At 45.9% G+C, this 18,191-nt stretch carries 12 protein-coding genes; 5 read left to right on the forward strand and 7 right to left on the reverse strand.

From position 1 onward, the window contains the following. Nucleotides 1–145: 145 nt before the first annotated feature. The 6 genes from V7Q13_RS01045 to V7Q13_RS01070 all read right to left on the reverse strand — a co-directional run bounded on the left by V7Q13_RS01045 (nt 146) and on the right by V7Q13_RS01070 (nt 5,646). Entirely contained in the window at nt 146–952 is an 807-nt protein-coding gene (locus tag V7Q13_RS01045; RefSeq protein ID WP_333798821.1) for a DNA-3-methyladenine glycosylase I, read from the reverse strand. Between the two features lie 314 nt (nt 953–1,266). Then, nucleotides 1,267–2,895, reverse strand: coding sequence for an acyl-CoA carboxylase subunit beta (locus tag V7Q13_RS01050; RefSeq protein WP_333798822.1), 1,629 nt, complete (start codon nt 2,893–2,895; stop codon nt 1,267–1,269). Between the two features lie 99 nt (nt 2,896–2,994). Continuing rightward, nucleotides 2,995–3,294 (reverse strand): hypothetical protein, encoded by a 300-nt coding sequence (locus tag V7Q13_RS01055; RefSeq protein WP_333798823.1) that lies wholly within the window; start codon nt 3,292–3,294, stop codon nt 2,995–2,997. A gap of 16 nt (nt 3,295–3,310) precedes the next feature. After that, a complete protein-coding gene (locus V7Q13_RS01060) occupies nt 3,311–3,895 on the reverse strand; it encodes a methyltransferase (protein WP_333798824.1) in 585 nt (194 codons plus the stop codon). Next, nucleotides 3,895–5,028 carry a serine hydrolase domain-containing protein gene (locus V7Q13_RS01065; protein WP_333798825.1) on the reverse strand — a complete coding sequence of 378 codons (1,134 nt, stop codon included), beginning with the start codon at nt 5,026–5,028 and terminating at the stop codon, nt 3,895–3,897. Before V7Q13_RS01065 ends, V7Q13_RS01060 begins: the two co-directional genes overlap by 1 nt. 15 nt (nt 5,029–5,043) lie before the next feature. Continuing rightward, a complete protein-coding gene (locus V7Q13_RS01070) occupies nt 5,044–5,646 on the reverse strand; it encodes an HD domain-containing protein (protein WP_333798826.1) in 603 nt (200 codons plus the stop codon). Between the two features lie 255 nt (nt 5,647–5,901). Between V7Q13_RS01070 and V7Q13_RS01075 the strand changes: the two genes are divergently transcribed. Further along, complete coding sequence (locus V7Q13_RS01075) at nt 5,902–7,056, forward strand: acyl-CoA dehydrogenase family protein (RefSeq protein ID WP_333798827.1); 1,155 nt, start codon at nt 5,902–5,904, stop codon at nt 7,054–7,056. Nucleotides 7,057–7,113: 57 nt separating this feature from the next. Here V7Q13_RS01075 and V7Q13_RS01080 read toward each other — a convergent pair whose 3' ends face one another. Continuing rightward, nucleotides 7,114–7,758: a hypothetical protein gene (locus tag V7Q13_RS01080; RefSeq protein WP_333798828.1), complete on the reverse strand. Its 645-nt coding sequence runs from the start codon at nt 7,756–7,758 to the stop codon at nt 7,114–7,116. A 256-nt stretch (nt 7,759–8,014) separates the two neighbouring features. On the opposite strand from V7Q13_RS01080, the gene V7Q13_RS01085 reads away from it, so the two are divergent. From V7Q13_RS01085 to V7Q13_RS01100, 4 genes are all read left to right on the forward strand, one after another. Beyond that, entirely contained in the window at nt 8,015–11,311 is a 3,297-nt protein-coding gene (locus V7Q13_RS01085; RefSeq protein ID WP_333798829.1) for a SusC/RagA family TonB-linked outer membrane protein, read from the forward strand. Between the two features lie 66 nt (nt 11,312–11,377). Then, complete coding sequence (locus V7Q13_RS01090; protein WP_333798830.1) at nt 11,378–12,904, forward strand: SusD/RagB family nutrient-binding outer membrane lipoprotein; 1,527 nt, start codon at nt 11,378–11,380, stop codon at nt 12,902–12,904. A gap of 69 nt (nt 12,905–12,973) precedes the next feature. Beyond that, nucleotides 12,974–15,676 (forward strand): bifunctional YncE family protein/alkaline phosphatase family protein, encoded by a 2,703-nt coding sequence (locus tag V7Q13_RS01095; protein ID WP_333798831.1) that lies wholly within the window; start codon nt 12,974–12,976, stop codon nt 15,674–15,676. A 29-nt stretch (nt 15,677–15,705) separates the two neighbouring features. Then, a complete protein-coding gene (locus V7Q13_RS01100) occupies nt 15,706–18,189 on the forward strand; it encodes a bifunctional YncE family protein/alkaline phosphatase family protein (protein WP_333798832.1) in 2,484 nt (827 codons plus the stop codon). Nucleotides 18,190–18,191: the final 2 nt, after the last annotated feature.

Here is an 18,191-nt window from a genome sequence, read left to right on the forward strand (position 1 = left end):
CGGGGCGTCTCTGCACTACTTTTGATTTGAAAAACTAAAGTTCGGTTAAGCACAAAAGTGTCATAGTAGCTCGTCACCCCCGATTTTGGCAATACCTTGTTACAGGCTGGCGTTCTTTCTATTCGACCATTTTTGTACATGGATGTCACGCTAATTTTTTCTTTTTCTTGAATTGACAGAATTTGTAAATACCACAAAGCTCACATTTAGGGTTACTTGACAAACAAATTCCTTCTTTTAAGCCAAATTCAGGTTTTGCATCTACTTGTCCATAAGCAACAAAAATAATGTCGATGTAACGAATTGGAAGTCCTGTGGCTGATGCAAACTTGCGTCCTGCTGCAATTACTCCTAACAAATCTTCTTCACTGTCAACTAATCCCAGTCTATAAAAAATACGGCAGAGCACTCTGTCGGGTTTTAGCACGTTATATCCGATGTCAGTTAGGAAATGAAAAACAGTTATACCGCCAAGGTATTTAAACCGCTTTTTTAAGTCTTTGATAAGCTCAAATAAATTTTTGTCATTGTCTGTGTCGCCAAATGAATTGAGATATTTGTCAAATGTGCCAAATTGCTTTTTGATAACTTTAATTTGGTTTGCATTATGAATAATTCCATTAATTTTTAGCCTGTGTCCAATGACCTTTTTGCTGGCAATAATTTTCTGAACTTTTGTTTCATCATATTTGGCAACCTTTTCATAGTCACCGAATATTTTTTCAATCTCTTGTATTTTGTCCGTAACCGTTTTGGCTTTAAAACCTGAATAAAAAGTCACATAAACCATTACCCAGAAATAGTCGTTGTCTTCTCGTTTTTGTTTTTTAATCTTTTTGAAGCTTTCAAGGCTTTTAGTTAGTTCACTTGCTGTTAAGTCGGACTGGGAAAAAAAAGTCTTTTCAAGTTTTTCAAAAATGGTTTTGTAGTCTGCCGATTTAAGGGTTGTCATATAAATCTTGTTTTACTGTTTATTAATTCGTGGTGTCGTCTTTACGCTTGCCGCTAACTCAAAAATAGACGAAAGTTTTCAGCCCTTTACACTTTCGCAATTTTTCATAACTCATTGTCCGTTCGTTCGTTGTAACAAATTGCGAAACGCAAAAAACTTTCGCCAATACAACTTCGGCTGTACACATCCAGCTCATCTACAGGGCTTATGATGTTCAACAATCTCATTGTTCGGGGTGTACAATTCCTGAACTAACATCACTCCGAGCCGAATGTATTTTCGGCTGGTATCCTCAACATCCAATAATCATTATTCTACACCTGAAACACCCCCGTTTTGAAATCATCCAGCTGCGGGTTGTGATTGGCTGCTGTAATGGCTTCGCTAATAACGGTTCGTGTTGCTGCCGGATCAATAATGGCATCTACCCAAAGTCTGGCCGCTGCATAATAAGGACTAGTTTGTTTTTCGTAGCGGTTTTTAATGTCGTTCAGCAATTGCTGTTCATCTTCGGGGCTCACCGTTTTGCCTTGTGCTTTCATATTGGCTACTTGTATTTGCAGCAATGTTTTGGCGGCTTGTTCGCCACCCATCACCGCAATTTTTGCCGAAGGCCATGCATAAATAAACCGTGGGTCATAGGCTTTGCCACACATGGCATAGTTGCCCGCACCAAAGCTGTTGCCTACAATGATGGTGATTTTTGGTACTACAGAATTGGCCACCGCATTCACCAACTTGGCACCATCTTTTATAATGCCGCTGTGTTCACTGCGGCTGCCCACCATAAAGCCGGTTACGTCCTGCAAAAACAGCAACGGTATTTTTTTCTGGTTGCAGTTCATGATGAAGCGGGCTGCTTTATCTGCACTGTCGTTGTAAATAACGCCGCCCATTTGCATTTCGCCTTTGGCACTTTTTACCACCAATCGTTGGTTGGCTACAATGCCCACTGCCCAGCCATCAATGCGGGCATAACCACAGATAATGCTTTTGCCATAATCGTTTTTAAAAGCATCAAAACTGTTGGCATCTACAATGCAATCAATGAGCGTTTGCATATCGTAGGGCTTGCTGTTGTTGGGCGCCTGAATGCCATAGATATAATCGGCAGGCAGCGCTGGCGCAACAGCTGCGCTGCGGTTGAAACCTGCAGTTGCAGTTGGGCCGAGTTTGGCTACCAACCGCTTTACCTGATCGAGACATGCCTGCTCGGTGGCAAACTTGTAATCAGCAATACCGCTGATAGCATTGTGTGTGTTGGCACCACCCAGAGTTTCTGCATCAACGTCTTCACCAATGGCCGCTTTTACCAAATAAGGGCCTGCTAAAAAAATGCTGCCATTGCCTTCTACCATCAGCGTTTCATCGCTCATGATGGGCAGGTAGGCACCACCCGCCACACAGGCGCCCATTACCGCTGCAATTTGCGGAATGCCCATGGCACTCATTTTGGCATTGTTGCGGAATATGCGACCAAAATGTTCTTTGTCGGGAAAGATTTCATCTTGCATGGGCAGGTATACACCGGCACTATCAACGAGGTAGATCACAGGCAAATGATTTTCCATGGCAATTTCTTGCATGCGTAAATTCTTTTTGCCAGTAATAGGAAACCACGCACCGGCTTTCACCGTTTGATCGTTGGCCACAATCATGCATTGCCTGCCGCTGATATAGCCAATGCCGGATATCGTGCCACCTGCAGGACAGCCACCTTCGGCTTCATACATTTCATAGCCGGCAAAAGCACCGAGTTCTATGAAAGGTTTGTCATTATCAATCAGGTATTGAATGCGTTCTCTCGGGGTGAGTTTGTTGCGTTCTTTTTGGCGGGCTATGGCTTTGTCGCCACCACCTTTGGCTATTTGTGCTACACGTTGTTTTACCTGGCTCCAGGCCAGTTTCATCGCATCTTCATTGCGATTGAATTCCAGGTTCATAGGCAAGCTGTTGTATAGCAAATATAACCGCTCACCCTGCTTTAGGTTGGCAGGTGTACAAAATGATTGTTCAAGAATGTCAACGTAGAAAACCGGTGGTTATACAATGCCCATTTTGGCAGCAAGAATTGGAATCATCATGACTGCAATAAATGCAAGAATGCAGAGGTAAAACAATGACGTAAGCCGGTTGCATAGCATCAGCGTACTCCGTCTTTTGGCTGAATAGGACCCGTCAATTTCCATATTGGAAAAACGGCCGAAGAGATTAAACGCTACAGGTTCATCTTCTTTGCCACTGTTGTAACGAAGGATGTTGATTGTTTTCAGCACAATTAGCCCAATACCGATAGCAGCTATAGAAATTTTGGCTGTTGCCAGTGTTTCAGGTGAAATCATAGAATTGCAGGGTTCCTTATTTGCGGGTTAAGATAAAGAATAGTTCTCTTCCTTTTCTTGCAGGAACAGAATTATAGCAGGCTGCCATTTGTTTTATGTGAAAATCTGTTGAAAACAATGCTAAGTAATCGTTTGCGGAACCGCCAAATGGGGGTGATTGTTCGAAATGGTCATTAAATAATAATCCTACGAGCTTGCCATTTGGCGCTAACAGCTGATGCATATGCTGTGCATACGCTTTTCGCTGCGATGGATGCAAGGCGCAAAAGAAGGTTTGCTCCAAAATGAGGTCATATTTTTCAGTGTGGTCAAAAAAGTTTTGGTGCAAAATGCGGGCCTGCTGCAACATAGGGTTTTGTTGTAATTGCTGTACCAGATAGGCCGAGATATCAATGAGGGTAACATTGGTAAAACCTTGCTGCAGCAAGTAAATGGCTTCATACGCATTGCCACAGCCGGGTATGAGCATGCGTAGGTTTTTATCTGTCAGCTGATCGATATACTGCGTCAACGGTGGCGATGGCATGCCCATGTCCCATGCATCGGTATGTGCCTGGTAGCGTTGGCTCCAATATTCGTCATCAAATAAAATGGGTTGCATCAGAGTTGTGGTATCCAGTTCATGATATCGTACACAATTTTAGGTGTGGCATTGCGCAGCACCTGGCTTTTTACTTTACCCAAACGCACCACCACTGCATTTTGAGAGGGAATCACCATGATGTATTGCCCCAGGATGCCCCGTGCATAAAACACACCATCATGCTCTGGCGATACCCACCACTGATAACCATAGTATTGGCAGGGTTGGCCCGATTCGTCGGGTATGTTGCAAGCTTTGCCACTGGCCGCCACATACGCCGAGTCAATGAGTTGACGACCATTCCATTGACCGCCATGCAGCATTAACTGGCCCAGCTTGGCAAAGTCACGGGCATTGGTATTGAAGCAACAATAGGCCTTGGTATTGCCGCCGGCTTTATCAGTGCTCCACAAAGCTGCATGGGTGGCGCCCAATGGTTGCCAGAGTTTTTCTGATGCATATTGTGCCAGTTTTTTGCCGGTTACTTTTTCTACAATCAGCCCGAGCAATTGAGTGTCACCACTTTTGTATTTATGCAAAGTGCCGGGCTTTGTGGCCATGCTTACATCATTGGCGGTGCTTACCAAATCATCGCCATAATACAAGTTGGCGGTAATGGAAAAAGGATTGATGTAAGACTCACTAAAATCGGTGCCACTGCTCATGGTGAGCAGGTGGCGGATGCTTACGTTTTCTTTGCCGCCGCCGGTAAACCAAGGCAGGTATTGTTGCACCTTATCATCGATTGATTTAATGTGGCCTTCTTGCACGGCAATGCCCAGCAACATGCTGGTAATGCTTTTGGCTACAGAAAATGAACCCGACAATCCATCGGCACTAAACTCATCCCAGTACTCTTCAAATACCACCGAATCGTTTTTGATGACCAGCAATGCACCCGTTTCAATGGATTGCAGATAGGCTTTCATAGAGTCTGGCAGCGTGGCTTTGTTGTAACGGCTGCTGTTGGCAATGGGCTGAGGTACCGCAATGGCTACCGTGTCGTTGTCAAACTTTTTGTAGTCATCTACATTGGCAAAATTGTACAGGGCAGATTTTACCATATAGCTGTTGCCTGTGGCATAGGCCAGCAGGGTAGCAGTTGCTAACGAAACGGCTATGTACAGCAGTATTTTCTTTGCTTTTTTCATGAAACAATTGGTCGTTTAAAGGGTTACCGTTGCTTGTATGGGAATGATGAAGGCAATCAAATCCTCCAATGCAATGCCGGCTCTTTCACAGGCATCGTTGATGTCGTCGCGGCTTACATTGGCGGCGAAGCTTTTTTCTTTCAACCGCTTTTTTACGCCTTTTACATCCATGCCTTCGTAGCCACCTGGTCGCATCAGGCTGTAGGCATGAATGAGGCCGCTGAGTTCATCAAATGCAAAGAGCATTTTGTCCATGCGGGTTACAGGTACAACTCCAAAATGAGCATGGCCATGGCTGGCAATGGCCCGAATAATTTCAGGGTCGATGTGTAAGGCTTCGAGATGTTCAATGATTTTTTTACAATGCAGCTCGGGCCATTGGTCCCAGTCGGCGTCGTGCAGCAGGCCGGCCATTTCCCAACGCCATTGGTCGGTTTCGGTGGCTTGTTCTTTTGCAGCCGCCCAGCTACGCATGAGCTGTGCCACCTGCAGCATGTGCAGTTGCAGCTTGGGGTTGAGCACCCAATCATGAAAGAGTTGGAAGGCTTCTTGGCGGCTGAGCACACGGCCGGCATCTTCGGGGCGGCCAAACTCCTGGCGGCTTAATTGTAATGACATACTTCAATCGTTGACTACAAATATGCTGTAAAACTGTTGTGTGTAAATGGGCCGGAAAATTTGCCATTGAACGAATTCTATTTTTTTACAGCCTTCTGGCAGAAATACATCAGTAAATGGGCGAGGGGGTTGGATGGCTGTTTGCCCGTAGCTGATTGGAGAAAAAGAATTGCTAATTGTACACAAATAGTTCAATCGTCAACAATTTTGCAGCACCCATCGCCGCTATTTTTGACACTTATTATCGATTGCCTTATGAATTTTCAATTAACCGAAGAGCAACTGGCCGTTCGCCAGGCAGCCCGTGATTTTGCGCAGCAGGAATGCTTGCCGGGTGTAATAGAACGAGACGACAAGATGATTTTTCCAAAAGAGCAGGTGAGCCAGCTGGCCGACCTGGGCTTTATGGGCATGATGGTGAAACCGGAGTATGGCGGCAGTGGCATGGATACGGTGAGCTATGTATTGGCCATGGAAGAAATCAGCAAGATTGATGCGAGTGTGAGTGTGTGCATGAGTGTAAACAACAGCCTGGTGTGCTATGGTTTGCAAGAGTATTGTACCGAAGAGCAAAAGCAGCAATACCTGGTGCCATTGGCGCAGGGCAAAAAAGATGGCGAACTCTACATTGGGGCGTTTTTGCTGAGCGAACCCGAAGCAGGAAGCGATGCTACCAGCCAGCGTACCACCGCTATAGATATGGGTGATCACTATTTACTCAATGGTATCAAAAACTGGATTACCAATGGTAGCAGTGCCAGTGTGTATTTGGTTATGGCCCAAACCGATGCCAGCAAGGGCAGTAAGGGCATTAACGCATTTATTGTAGAAAAAAACTGGCCCGGCGTGTCGGTGGGTGCCAAAGAAAACAAGATGGGCATTCGCGGTAGCGATACACATAGCATTAGTTTTACCGATGTAAAAGTGCCTAAGGCCAACCGCATTGGCGAAGATGGATTTGGTTTCAAGTTTGCTATGAAAACCCTGGCCGGCGGCCGCATTGGTATTGCCGCACAAGCACTGGGTATTGCCGCCGGCAGCTATGAGCTGGCGCTGAAATATTCAAAAGAACGGAAAGCGTTTGGCAAAGAAATTATGCACCACCAGGCCATTCAGTTTAAGTTGGCCGATATGGCTACTAAAGTGGAAGCCGCAAGATTGCTGTGCCTGAAAGCCGCATGGGAAAAAGACAACGGCATTGATTACACACTTAGCTCAAGCATGGCCAAAGTATTTGCCAGCGAAGCGGCTATGTGGTGCAGTACCGAGGCCGTACAAGTGCACGGTGGTTACGGTTATGTAAAAGAATTTCATGTAGAACGCCTGATGCGGGATGCCAAGATTACGCAGATATACGAAGGCACCAGCGAAGTGCAGCGCATTGTAATCAGCAGAAGTATTTTAAGCTAAGCAATTGTGTGTGTGTTACATAACAGCCGCTTGCCAATAAGGTGAGCGGCTGTTTTATTATTGTAAGCACCCTGCCGACTCCTGTATAAGTTGGCGAACGGCTGCCAGCCTTTCTGCGGTGTTCATTTCTGCAGTAATGAATCCATTCTTTGTCAGTCTCAATCGTTCTTTTATTGCCGGGCATTTTACAAACAAGGCATACATACTAATTTTATTGCCTTCGAGAGTAGGACTGCTGAGCATGGTGTAGCTCGAAAGATTTCTGTAATGTAAAATCCATTTTTCAGGATCGTCTTTTGTGCCCCATTGATAAAGTCCAAGTTTTGGGCTGCCTTCTTTCAGCCGAAGGCAACAGTATTCGTAGCGTTTGTTTTCTGCATACTCTATGCTGGCTATTTTGTAGCTGATGCTGTCAATGGTGATCAACAATATGGATGCCATATTGAGCTTAATAGATTGCTTCGTTTTTTGCCAGCCGCCTTTTTCCTTCACCTTTTCTTCAAATAGTGTAATACTTAGCATCTCATCGTTGGGGCCATCTAAGTCAATGGCAATTTCACCTGTGTAGGAACCTAAAAAAGATTGTACCGTACCAAAATGGGTAGGTGTTTTCTTAGCGTTTGCATGTAATGAGCTTGCTGTGATGAGCAGCAGCATACAACACCTGATGCAATAGCGGAGTAGCGGAAGTTGCTTTTTCATATTTACTAAAGTGCTTCATTAAAACTACACCCCAATACCCACACAACGGTATTTGGGTAGAAAATACTGCCAATCGTTTTGCTACGGGTGGTAAGTATAGCGCAATGGTTGTATTACAGTTTCAGTTGTTTGTTATGAAATAATTACTGAATTGTAAAGCATTCATTCTGGTAACATTCCAATGATGTTTTGTTAATGCCACCACAACGATTCGGTAATACACGCCGGATAGGTTTGCCGCAAATTAAAACTGTTTATGAAGCAGCGACTACTCCCTTGGCAGTGGGTTTTCTCCATTGTTTTTTTATGTGTATTATTTACGGCAAATGCAGTGCTGGCGCAGGATGCCGGCATACGTGGAAAGGTGATTGATGCCAATACCAATGCGCCGCTGGCAGGCGTTACCGTTAAGTTGTTATCGAAAGGAAGTATCGTGACTACTTCCGGTGAAGGCGAGTTTACGCTGAATGCACAAAAAGGTGATCGACTTGAAATTAGTTATGTAGGTTATGTTACTGAAACAGTTCAAGTAAGTAGTGTAGCCTATTTGGAAATTGACCTCAGTACTAATGCTTCGCAATTGGGTGAAGTAGTGGTAACGGCTTTGGGCATTCGCAAAGAGAAAAAGAAGCTCGGCTACGCCATACAGGATGTAAAAGGCGAAGACCTGACTGTAGCCCGTGAAACCAACGTAGTAAACCAACTGGCTGGTAAAGTGGCCGGTGTTACTGTGGTGGGTAGTGCATCGGGTGTGGGTGGTTCTTCTCGTGTTACCATTCGTGGAGAACGTTCTGTTGATCTTAATAAAAACCAGCCCTTGTATGTGATAGATGGTGTGCCTGTGAGCAACGCTATTACCGGTGCCAGCGGCCGTGGCAATATGGAAGTGGATTTTGGTAACGGCGCCGGATTTATCAACCCCGACGATATTGAAAGCATGAGTGTACTCAAAGGACCTGCGGCTTCTGCATTGTATGGTTCACGTGCTGCCAATGGTGTGATTTTGATTAAAACAAAATCAGGTAAAAAATCAAAAGGCATTGGCGTAGAAATCAATACCAACGCCACTTTCGAAACGGCATTGAAATTGCCTGAGTATCAAAAAGTATATGGACAGGGCAATGGCAACGGTGGCGATTTTGCTTTTGTAAACGGTGGTGGTGCAGGCCTTACCGATGGTACCGATGAAGGTTGGGGCCCTGCTTTTCGTGGTCAGTTGTATCCGCAGTTCAACTCGCCCCGTACCCTCAATGGTCAGCCCATTGATTTTTTTGGTGGTGATTTGAATGCACCTGCAGGTAGTGTCATTACACCAACACTGTGGGAGCCCGATATCGACAACCTGAAAAACTTTTTGGAAACAGGTAAAACATTCACCAACAACGTAGCCTTGGTAGGTGGTAATAAAAACGGCGATTTCCGTTTGAGCTATACCAACCTCGATCAAAAAGGCATGGTGCCCAACACCGATTTGAAACGGAATACAGTTTCGTTTTCTGGTGGTTACAACTTCAACGATAAGTTATCTGCAAAGGCTTTTGTCAGCTATATCAAAAGTGAAAGTGGCAACCGTCCTTCTATCAGTTATGGTACCGAAAGTTTGATGTATCTCTTCAACTGCTGGCTGCCAGCATCGGTAAAAGTGTCTGACATGAAACGCTTATGGATGAAGGGTGCAGACGGCCTGCGTCAGTACAGCTGGAACTACAACTACCACGACAACCCGTACCTCACCGTGTACGAAAATACCAATGGTCAATACTATGATCGCATCATTGGAAATGCATCATTGAAATATGATTTTACAAAGTGGTTGAACCTGCAGGTTCGTGCTGCCACCGATTGGAGCAACGAACGTCGGGAATACCGCCGCGGCTTTAGCACACAGCGTTTTCCTTTTGGTCAGTACCGTGAGGTAAGCATCATCAACGAAGAACGTAACGCTGACGTCTTATTGAGTTTCAATAAAGAACTGGGAACTGATTTTGTTGTAACCGCCAACGCTGGTGGCAACCAAATGCGCCAGAGCAGCCGCTTCAACGAAACCGTTGCGGGGCAATTAAATATTCCCGGTATTTACAACCTTACCAACAGCCGTATTGCATTAGAAACTGCACAACGTAATGTAGCCAAGCGTATCAACAGTTTTTACGGTTCAGCCGGTGTGGCATACCAAAATAAAATCTTCCTCGATTTTACTGGTCGCAACGACTGGAGTAGTGCCCTCACTTTGCCCGAAGATTTGAAATCATTTGGCAACGAAGACAATTCTTATTTCTATTCATCAGTTGCCCTGAGTGCCATTATCAGCGATATGGTGAAGCTACCAAAGACCATCAGCTTTGCAAAAGTTCGGGGTAGCTTTGCACAGGTGGGTAACGATACAGATCCTTTCACTTTCACACAATCGTTTAACCCCAGCACTCCTTATGGTTCATCACAAGTGTATGGCGAAACCGATCGCCTCACCAACCTGAACCTGAAGCCTGAAATTAGTTCGGCTTGGGAATTGGGTGCTGATGTTCGTTTTCTCAACAACCGTATTGGTGTTGATGTAACATTTTACACCAGTACCACTAAAAACCAGATTCTCAATATTCCATTGTCGCTTACCAGCGGTTACAACAGCCGCAGCATCAATGCCGGTAAAATCAAAAACTGGGGATGGGAAGCCATGTTGAATTTCCAAACCATCAAGAAAAAAGATTTCACCTGGACTACCGACATCAATTTCAGCGCCAACAGAAGCGAAGTAATTGAATTACGTGATGGCCTCACCAACTTTGTAATGGCCAGTCGTAGCGTAAGCGTAGAGGCCCGTGTAGGCGAACGCATGGGTGATTTGTACGGCATTGGTTTTGCCCGTGTACAAAACAGCGATAAAAATGCTCCTTATTACGATGCCAGTGGTCAGTACGTTGGTCAAATGGTGTTCGATGCCAACGGCCGTCCGGTAAGAACCACCAACCGCATTAAGCTCGGCAACTACAATCCTGATTGGCTGATGGGCATCAGCAACAGCTTTAATTACAAAGGTGTACGTCTCAGCTTCCTCTTCGACATCCGCAGTGGTGGCGAAATCTACAGCCACACACAAACCGTAGGTCGTGAAGGCGGTATCATCATCGAATCACTCGAAGGCCGTGCCGATGGATATGATTTAAGCAAGCCAGGCAATGGTGTAGTTGGCCAGGGTGTGGTATTTGTAAATGGTGTGCCTTCTCCAAATACCAAAAAAGTGAGTGCCCGTGAATGGCACACTGCCTGGACTGGCGGTCGTGGTATTGCTGAAGGTGTGATGTACGACGCCTCATTCGTAAAGCTCCGTGAGCTACAAATTGGTTACAACATTCCCGATAGAGTGTGGGGCAAGTTGCCATTCCGTGGTGTTGCCGTTTCACTGGTAGGCCGCAACCTGTTTGTGTGGGACAATGTACCTCACGTAGATCCTGAAAACATGAGCTACTCCGGTGGTACTGCATTGCCTGGTATAGAATACATGGCCATTCCTTCGGCCCGAAGCTATGGTTTCAACCTGAGCCTGAAACTTTAATCGCTTTGCCACGCAAGCAGATTGATGAAGACTTTTATTTCTAACAAGAAGATCAACCCAACGAATATGAAACTTGTACAAATGATGACTGCAGTAGCCTTGGTAGCGGCCACGCTTACCGGTTGCGATAAAGATTTCCGTAGCATCAATACCGATACCAACGTGCCTACACAAGTAACGCCAGACTTGCTGTTGAGTGGCGTTATCCGCAACATCATGAACCAACAGGTGAGTGATGCATGGGGCATTGGCAATATTGTGGTGCAATACCATGCTAAAATTCAGTTTGTAAACGAAGACCGCTATCTCTGGAACGAGCAAAACGGTGTTTGGAACAGTGTGTATGGCAACTACCGCAACCTGCAAAATATTTTGACACAGGTGAGTGGCGATAATAAAAATGCCTACCACGGTGTTGCATTGATTTTGAAATCGTGGATGTTTAGTCTGGTGGCCGATGCCTATGGCGATGCTCCTTACAGCGAAGCCGGCAAAGCCAAAACAGACGGTTTGTATCAACCAAAGTATGATAAGCAGGAAGATATTTACACCGGCATTTTGGCTGACCTGAAAAAGGCCAACGAAATACTGGCTGCCAGCACCAATACCATCTCTGGCGATTTGCTGTATGGAGGTGGTGCATCTGCCAATTTGAAATGGCGGAAACTCGCCAACTCACTGCGTTTGCGTTTGCTGATGCGGTTGTCGAAAAAGAAAAACGTGAATGCAGATATGCAGGCGATTCTCAACGATGCCAACACGTATCCTGTATTTATGAGCAATGCTGATAATGCAGAAATGAAGTACCTGGCCGCAGCACCCAACCAATGGCCGCTGTACGGCACCCGTGTGGGTAGCTTCGATGAGTTTCGGGTGAGCAAAACATTGGCCGATCGTTTGTCTTCAATGGCCGATCCACGTTTGGCGGTGTTTGGTCGTCCTTCACAAAAATCAGTAGCGGCTGGCACGCCGGTGATTGAAGGTATTCCCAATGGCTTGGGCGATGTTCAAGCATTGAACTACAATGGTGGCCCCCAAGGAGTATCTCGTGTAGGTTACACATTTGCTTGTCTGGTGTGCAACGATAACGGACAGGCTGTGCCCGATCCTGCAGCGGCACGTGCCGTACTCATGAGCTATGCTGAGTTGCAATTTATTTTGGCAGAAGCAAGAGAGAAAGGCATGATTACAAATGGTGATGCTGCTACTTTTTATCGCAATGGTATCGATGCCAACATGGCTTACTGGAAGTCGTTGGTGCCAGTGCAGTACAACATCAACCTTGATGTGCCTGCCAGCTACTACACGCAAACTACAGTAGCGTACACCGGCACCAGTACAGAAAAACTCGATAAAATCTATTTGCAAAAATGGGTGGCCTTGTACTTCACCGGTTTGGAAGGATGGCACGATTGGAAGCGTACCGGGAAACCTGAAATTGTACCCGGCGCCAACAACCTGAACAATAACAAAGTGCCTGTGCGTTTCATTTATCCGCAAAGTGAGCAATCACTCAATGGCACTTTCCGTGCCGAAGCGGTAACTCGTCAGGGTGCTGATGATATCAACACCCGCACCTGGATTGCCCAATAATTATCACACAAGTTTTGCAGCCTGCGTCGCTTTTGATGCAGGCTGTTTTTTTCTTTCCTAAATTTCGCCATGTTTAGAATTCTTGCCTCTGTTGTATTGCTTGCTGTGTATGCGCAGGCAGCTGCACAATCCAATCCGTTCATCTTGTCGGTGCCCGGTGTAAACCAATATGCCAAAATTGATACAGCCGGCTTTTCTGTGTTGCCCAGTGGCCGCTATGTAACGCCCGTGGGTCAAACCATTCGCATTACGCATGATCCGTTTGGTATGGCTGTTTCGCCCGATGGCAAAACAGTCATCACATTGCACAATGGTGTGTTCAGCATCATTGATGTTGCATCGATGCAAGCCACCCGTGTGCCCGATTATGCTGGTAAGATTCCATCGCCGTTGAGCAATGGTTCTTTTTTGGGAGTAGCATTTCATCCCACACAAAGCCTCGTGTATTTAAGTGGTGGCGATAACGGCGCTGTCATTGTGTACGATTACAAACGCCTGCAAAAAGTAGATTCCATTTCGCTGAACGGCGTGTTTGCAGGACAAACATTCGACGACAGCTTTACCAGCGATTTGATTTTTAATACAGCCAACAACGAGCTGCTGGTGTTGGATCGAGGCAATTTTCGTTTGGTGCGAATTAATTTGGCCAACAAGAAAATCACGGCTTCAATTGAAACCGGCCGACAGCCTTTTGGTCTGGCCATTTCGCCAGATAAAAAAACAGTGTTGGTAGCCAATGTGGGCATGTATAGTTATCCGTTGGTAAAAGGTGCTACACCTGAAAATGCCAATGAGAAAATGATTGACTATCATCCTTACGGCAACAACACAAAAGCTTCAAAAGAAGGCACCATCATTGATGGAAAAGAAATTCCAGGCGTAGGCGATCCCAATGCGCCGGAAGCCATGAGTGTGTACAGCATTAACCTGGCTACTAATAAAGTAACACATCGCTTAAAGACCGGCCACCTGATTGGTGAACTGGTGGAAGATGCGGAAGTGATTGGCGGTGTCAGTCCCAACTCAATTGTGATGGGCAAGCAATATGCGTATGTAACCAATGCTACCAACGACAACATTTCGGTGATTGATTACCGCAAGGGAAAAATCGTTGACCATATCGATATTAAAGTAGACCCGCTGTTGGATAAATACCGCGGTTTGTTGCCCTTCGGTATTACTATGAGTGCTGATGAAAAAACATTGTATGTAGCACTGTTGGGTTTTAATGCTGTTGCAGTGATAGACATTGCCAGCAAAACCACCAAGGGCTTGCTGCCCACTGGTTGGGGACCGACAAGAGTGCTGCTAAGCAAAGAGCAGCAATACCTGTACGTGATTTCTTGCCGTGGTTATGGTGCGGGACCTAACGGTGGTAAAAACTTTGTAGCACCGCCACAGGGTACTTTTGTGGGCGATATTCAATTGGCTACTTTTCAAAAAATTGCTATGCCCGATGCAGCGCAATTGAAGGCTTACACTACAAAAGCCATTCAGAATACGTATCAGAAAATTCCGGTAAGTCAGGTGGCGAATACACCGCTGCCTGCATTGCCGGGTTTGGGTGCAACGCCTATCAAGCACATTGTTTTCATCAGTAAAGAAAACCGTACCTACGATGAAGTGTTTGGCCAAATGAGCAGGGCAAAAGGTGATGCTACACTGGCCCGGTTTGGTACAGGTGTCAACATTATAACCAAAACAGATTCGTTGTACAATGTAGACGTAATGCCCAATCACAAACGCATTGGCAGCCAGTTTGCATTCAGCGACAATTTTTATTGCGATAGCGATGCCTCCATTCATGGGCATCATTGGATGGTGGGCGTTATTCCCAACGAATGGGTGGAAGCCAACTCGAGTGTGAGCAAAACGGCAAAGCTGTTTTCGAATGCACCGGGCCGTCGTTTTCCGGGTAGTACCGGAAGTATTGATCCCGAAGATTATGCCGAAATTGGCGGCTTGTGGGAAGCATTGGAACGCAAAGGCATTTCGTTTTACAACTTTGGTCAGGCCAATGAAACAGCCCATGTACGGGAAGAGTGGAATGACACTGCCACTGGTGCTGCACACTTGGTAATGGTGCCCATGCAAAACGCCTTGTGGACCAGAACCTCTCACAACTTTGCCGGCTACAACACCAACATTCCCGATCAGTTTCGGATGAAACAATTTGAACAAGAGTTTACCAAAAAATGGTTGAACGGAAAGGATAGTTTGCCTCAATTGCTTACGGTGATGTTGCCCAACGATCATGGTGCCAGACCAAGGCCCGAAGACGGCTATCCATTTACACATTCTTACATGGCCGACAATGATTTGGCTCTAGGTAGAATGCTGCATTTTTTGAGCAGAACTCCATATTGGAAAAACATGCTGGTGATTGTAACGGAAGATGATCCGCAGGGAGGTGTAGACCATGTGGATGGTCACCGCAGTATCCTCATGATGGCGGGTCCTTATGTCAAGAAAAACCATGTGTCGCATACGCATGCCAACTTCGGTACCATTCTTAAAACCATGTACAATATTTTGGGCGTGCCGTATGTAAATCAGTATGATGTTACGGCCAGTTTGCTCAGCGATTTCTTTACCAACATACCCGATTTTTCACCTTATGATTTGGTATTGCCCGACAAGCGGGTGTTCGATTGGGACAAGGCCATGGAGAAATACAAGCAACCCATCGACTGGCGTAAAATTCAGCAAGGACCCAAGATGGATGATGCCGGTGAACAACGGGTGGAGCATTATAAAACAGGTGGTCAATAATTTTTCGGGAAACATACAATTGCTGTGATATGAAACATTTACTCTTTGCTGCATTGCTGTTGGGCATACTGCCGGGTACTACCGGAGTAGCGCAGGCACAAACAAAAAAAGTAACCTTGCCCAATGGCTGGTCACTCACGCCTGCAGGTAAGCAACTCCCACTCGGCGATTTGCCGTTGAACGTGGTGGTTTCGCCCGACAAGAAATTACTGGCCGTTACCAACAACGGACAAAGTGTGCAATCCATTCAGCTCGTAGATGCGGTGAATGATAAAGTATTGCACAGCGTAGAAATTCCAAAGAGTTGGTATGGTTTACACTTTAGTGCCGATGGCAAAAAGTTGTATGCATCGGGTGGTAACGATAACCGCATTGTGCAGTACAATATTGTAAACAAGCAACTGCAGTTGACTGATAGTTTTTTGCTAGGTAAAAAATGGCCCAACAAAATTTCACCTGCTGGTTTCGATCTGGATGAAGCCAAAAACCTGATGTACGTGGTGACCAAAGAAAACGATGCCTTGTACATTATTGATTTGGCCACCAAGAAAATGGAGCAGTTTCCATTGGGTGCGAAAGCGTATACCTGTTTGCTGAGTCCCGATAGAAAGAAACTCTACATTTCATTGTGGGGGGCAGACAGGTTGTTGATTTGGGATACGCAAACCAAAACAGAAATCAGCCGCATTGCCGTGGGTGATAACCCCAATGAATTGCTGCTGACTAAAGACGGTCAGTATTTGTATGTGGCCAATGCCAATGACAATAGTGTGGCTGTTATTAAAACAGCAACGACTGCTATTGTAGAAGTGTTGAACACCGCTTTGTATCCCAATGCGCCCAATGGTTCTACTACCAATGGTATGGCATTGAATGAAACAGAAACCACTTTGTATGTAGCCAACGCCGACAACAACTGCCTGGCCGTTTTTGATGTGGAAGAAAAAGGAGAGAGCCGCAGCAAAGGGTTTATCCCAACCGGTTGGTATCCTACCAGTGTGAAAGTTGTAGGGAAGAAACTCTTCGTCAGCAATGGCAAGGGCGTTACTTCACTCGCCAATCCTTACGGGCCCAATCCTGCAGTGCGTAAGCAGGCCGTTACCTATCAGGCAGGCGATGCCAAAAAGCCACAGGAAGTGCAATACATTGGCGGCTTGTTCAAAGGTACCCTCAGTATTATTCCTGAACCCGATGCACAACAGCTGAAAGTGATGGCCAAACAGGTGTACGACAACACACCTTATACCAAACTGAAAGAATTAATGGCAGCAGGTGAACCTGGCAATCCCATTCCCATGAAAGTTGGCGATGCATCACCCATCAAGCATGTGTTTTACATCATCAAAGAAAACAGAACCTACGACCAGGTATTGGGCGATTTACCACAAGGCAATGGCGATACATCGCTGGTATTGTTTGGTAGAAAAATTACCCCTAACCAACATGCGTTGGCTGAGCAGTTTGTGTTGCTCGATAACTTTTATGTAGATGCTGAAGTAAGTGCCGATGGCCACAACTGGAGCACGGCTGCGTATGCCAATGATTACACCGAAAAAAACTGGCCCACCAGCTATGGCGGCCGTGGCGGTACCTATGATTTTGAAGGACAGAAAACCATTGCGCATCCCCGTGGTGGTTTCATTTGGGATCATTGCTTGCGGGCAGGCATCAGTTACCGCACCTATGGCGAGTTTGCCGATGATGGTCAGCCAAACATTCCAGCGTTGGTGGGCAGGGTGTGTGCCAACTTCACCAGCTGGGACGAAAGTGTGAGAGATACAACGAGATTTTATCAGTGGCGCCACGATTTCGATTCATTAGTAGCGGCCAATTCGCTGCCACAGTTGAATACACTTCGTTTCATCAATGATCACACAGAAGGATTGCGTGTAGGCCGGCCAACACCTTTTGCTCACGTTGCCGATAATGATTATGCCGTGGGTTTGTTTATTGAACATTTGAGCAAAAGCCCGGTGTGGGAAAAATCAGTGGTATTCATTTTGGAAGACGATGCGCAAAACGGTCCCGACCATGTGGATGCACACCGCTCTACCGCCTATGTGGTAGGCCCTCACGTAAAACGGAGTTATGTAGATCATACCATGTATTCTACTTCTTCTATGTTGCGTACCATCGAGCTTATTTTGGGGCTGCCACCCATGAGTCAGTACGATGCGGCTGCCATGCCCATGTGGCGTTGTTTTACACCACAAGCCAATACAACAGCATTCACTGCCATTGCACCCAATGTTGATTTGAATGAAAAGAATCAGAAAGTAAATGCATTATCCAAACTGAGTGAAACATTTGATTTTTCGAAAGAAGACATGGCGCCGGATGTGGCATTCAGCGAAGTGATTTGGAAAGCGGTGAAGGGAGAAAATAGTGTGATGCCAGCACCCCGCCGCAGTGCATTTGTATGGAGCGATGAAGAGGAAGAAGAAAAAGAAAAAGAAAAAGCCAATGTGAAGCAACCATTGCCTGCAAAGGCCTCGGGTAAAACCAAACGATAATT

It is taken from the genome of Phnomibacter sp. (assembly GCF_036803085.1).
GTDB lineage: Bacteria > Bacteroidota > Bacteroidia > Chitinophagales > Chitinophagaceae > Phnomibacter.

Excerpts from the sequence above, each read along its gene's own strand:
- V7Q13_RS01045 (WP_333798821.1), bottom strand. The coding sequence starts at position 952 with ATGACAACCCTTAAATCGGCAGACTACAAAACCATTTTTGAAAAACTT.
- V7Q13_RS01050 (WP_333798822.1), bottom strand. The coding sequence starts at position 2,895 with ATGAACCTGGAATTCAATCGCAATGAAGATGCGATGAAACTGGCCTGG.
- V7Q13_RS01055 (WP_333798823.1), bottom strand. The coding sequence starts at position 3,294 with ATGATTTCACCTGAAACACTGGCAACAGCCAAAATTTCTATAGCTGCT.
- V7Q13_RS01060 (WP_333798824.1), bottom strand. The coding sequence starts at position 3,895 with ATGCAACCCATTTTATTTGATGACGAATATTGGAGCCAACGCTACCAG.
- V7Q13_RS01065 (WP_333798825.1), bottom strand. The coding sequence starts at position 5,028 with ATGAAAAAAGCAAAGAAAATACTGCTGTACATAGCCGTTTCGTTAGCA.
- V7Q13_RS01070 (WP_333798826.1), bottom strand. The coding sequence starts at position 5,646 with ATGTCATTACAATTAAGCCGCCAGGAGTTTGGCCGCCCCGAAGATGCC.
- V7Q13_RS01075 (WP_333798827.1), top strand. The coding sequence starts at position 5,902 with ATGAATTTTCAATTAACCGAAGAGCAACTGGCCGTTCGCCAGGCAGCC.
- V7Q13_RS01080 (WP_333798828.1), bottom strand. The coding sequence starts at position 7,758 with ATGAAAAAGCAACTTCCGCTACTCCGCTATTGCATCAGGTGTTGTATG.
- V7Q13_RS01085 (WP_333798829.1), top strand. The coding sequence starts at position 8,015 with ATGAAGCAGCGACTACTCCCTTGGCAGTGGGTTTTCTCCATTGTTTTT.
- V7Q13_RS01090 (WP_333798830.1), top strand. The coding sequence starts at position 11,378 with ATGAAACTTGTACAAATGATGACTGCAGTAGCCTTGGTAGCGGCCACG.
- V7Q13_RS01095 (WP_333798831.1), top strand. The coding sequence starts at position 12,974 with ATGTTTAGAATTCTTGCCTCTGTTGTATTGCTTGCTGTGTATGCGCAG.
- V7Q13_RS01100 (WP_333798832.1), top strand. The coding sequence starts at position 15,706 with ATGAAACATTTACTCTTTGCTGCATTGCTGTTGGGCATACTGCCGGGT.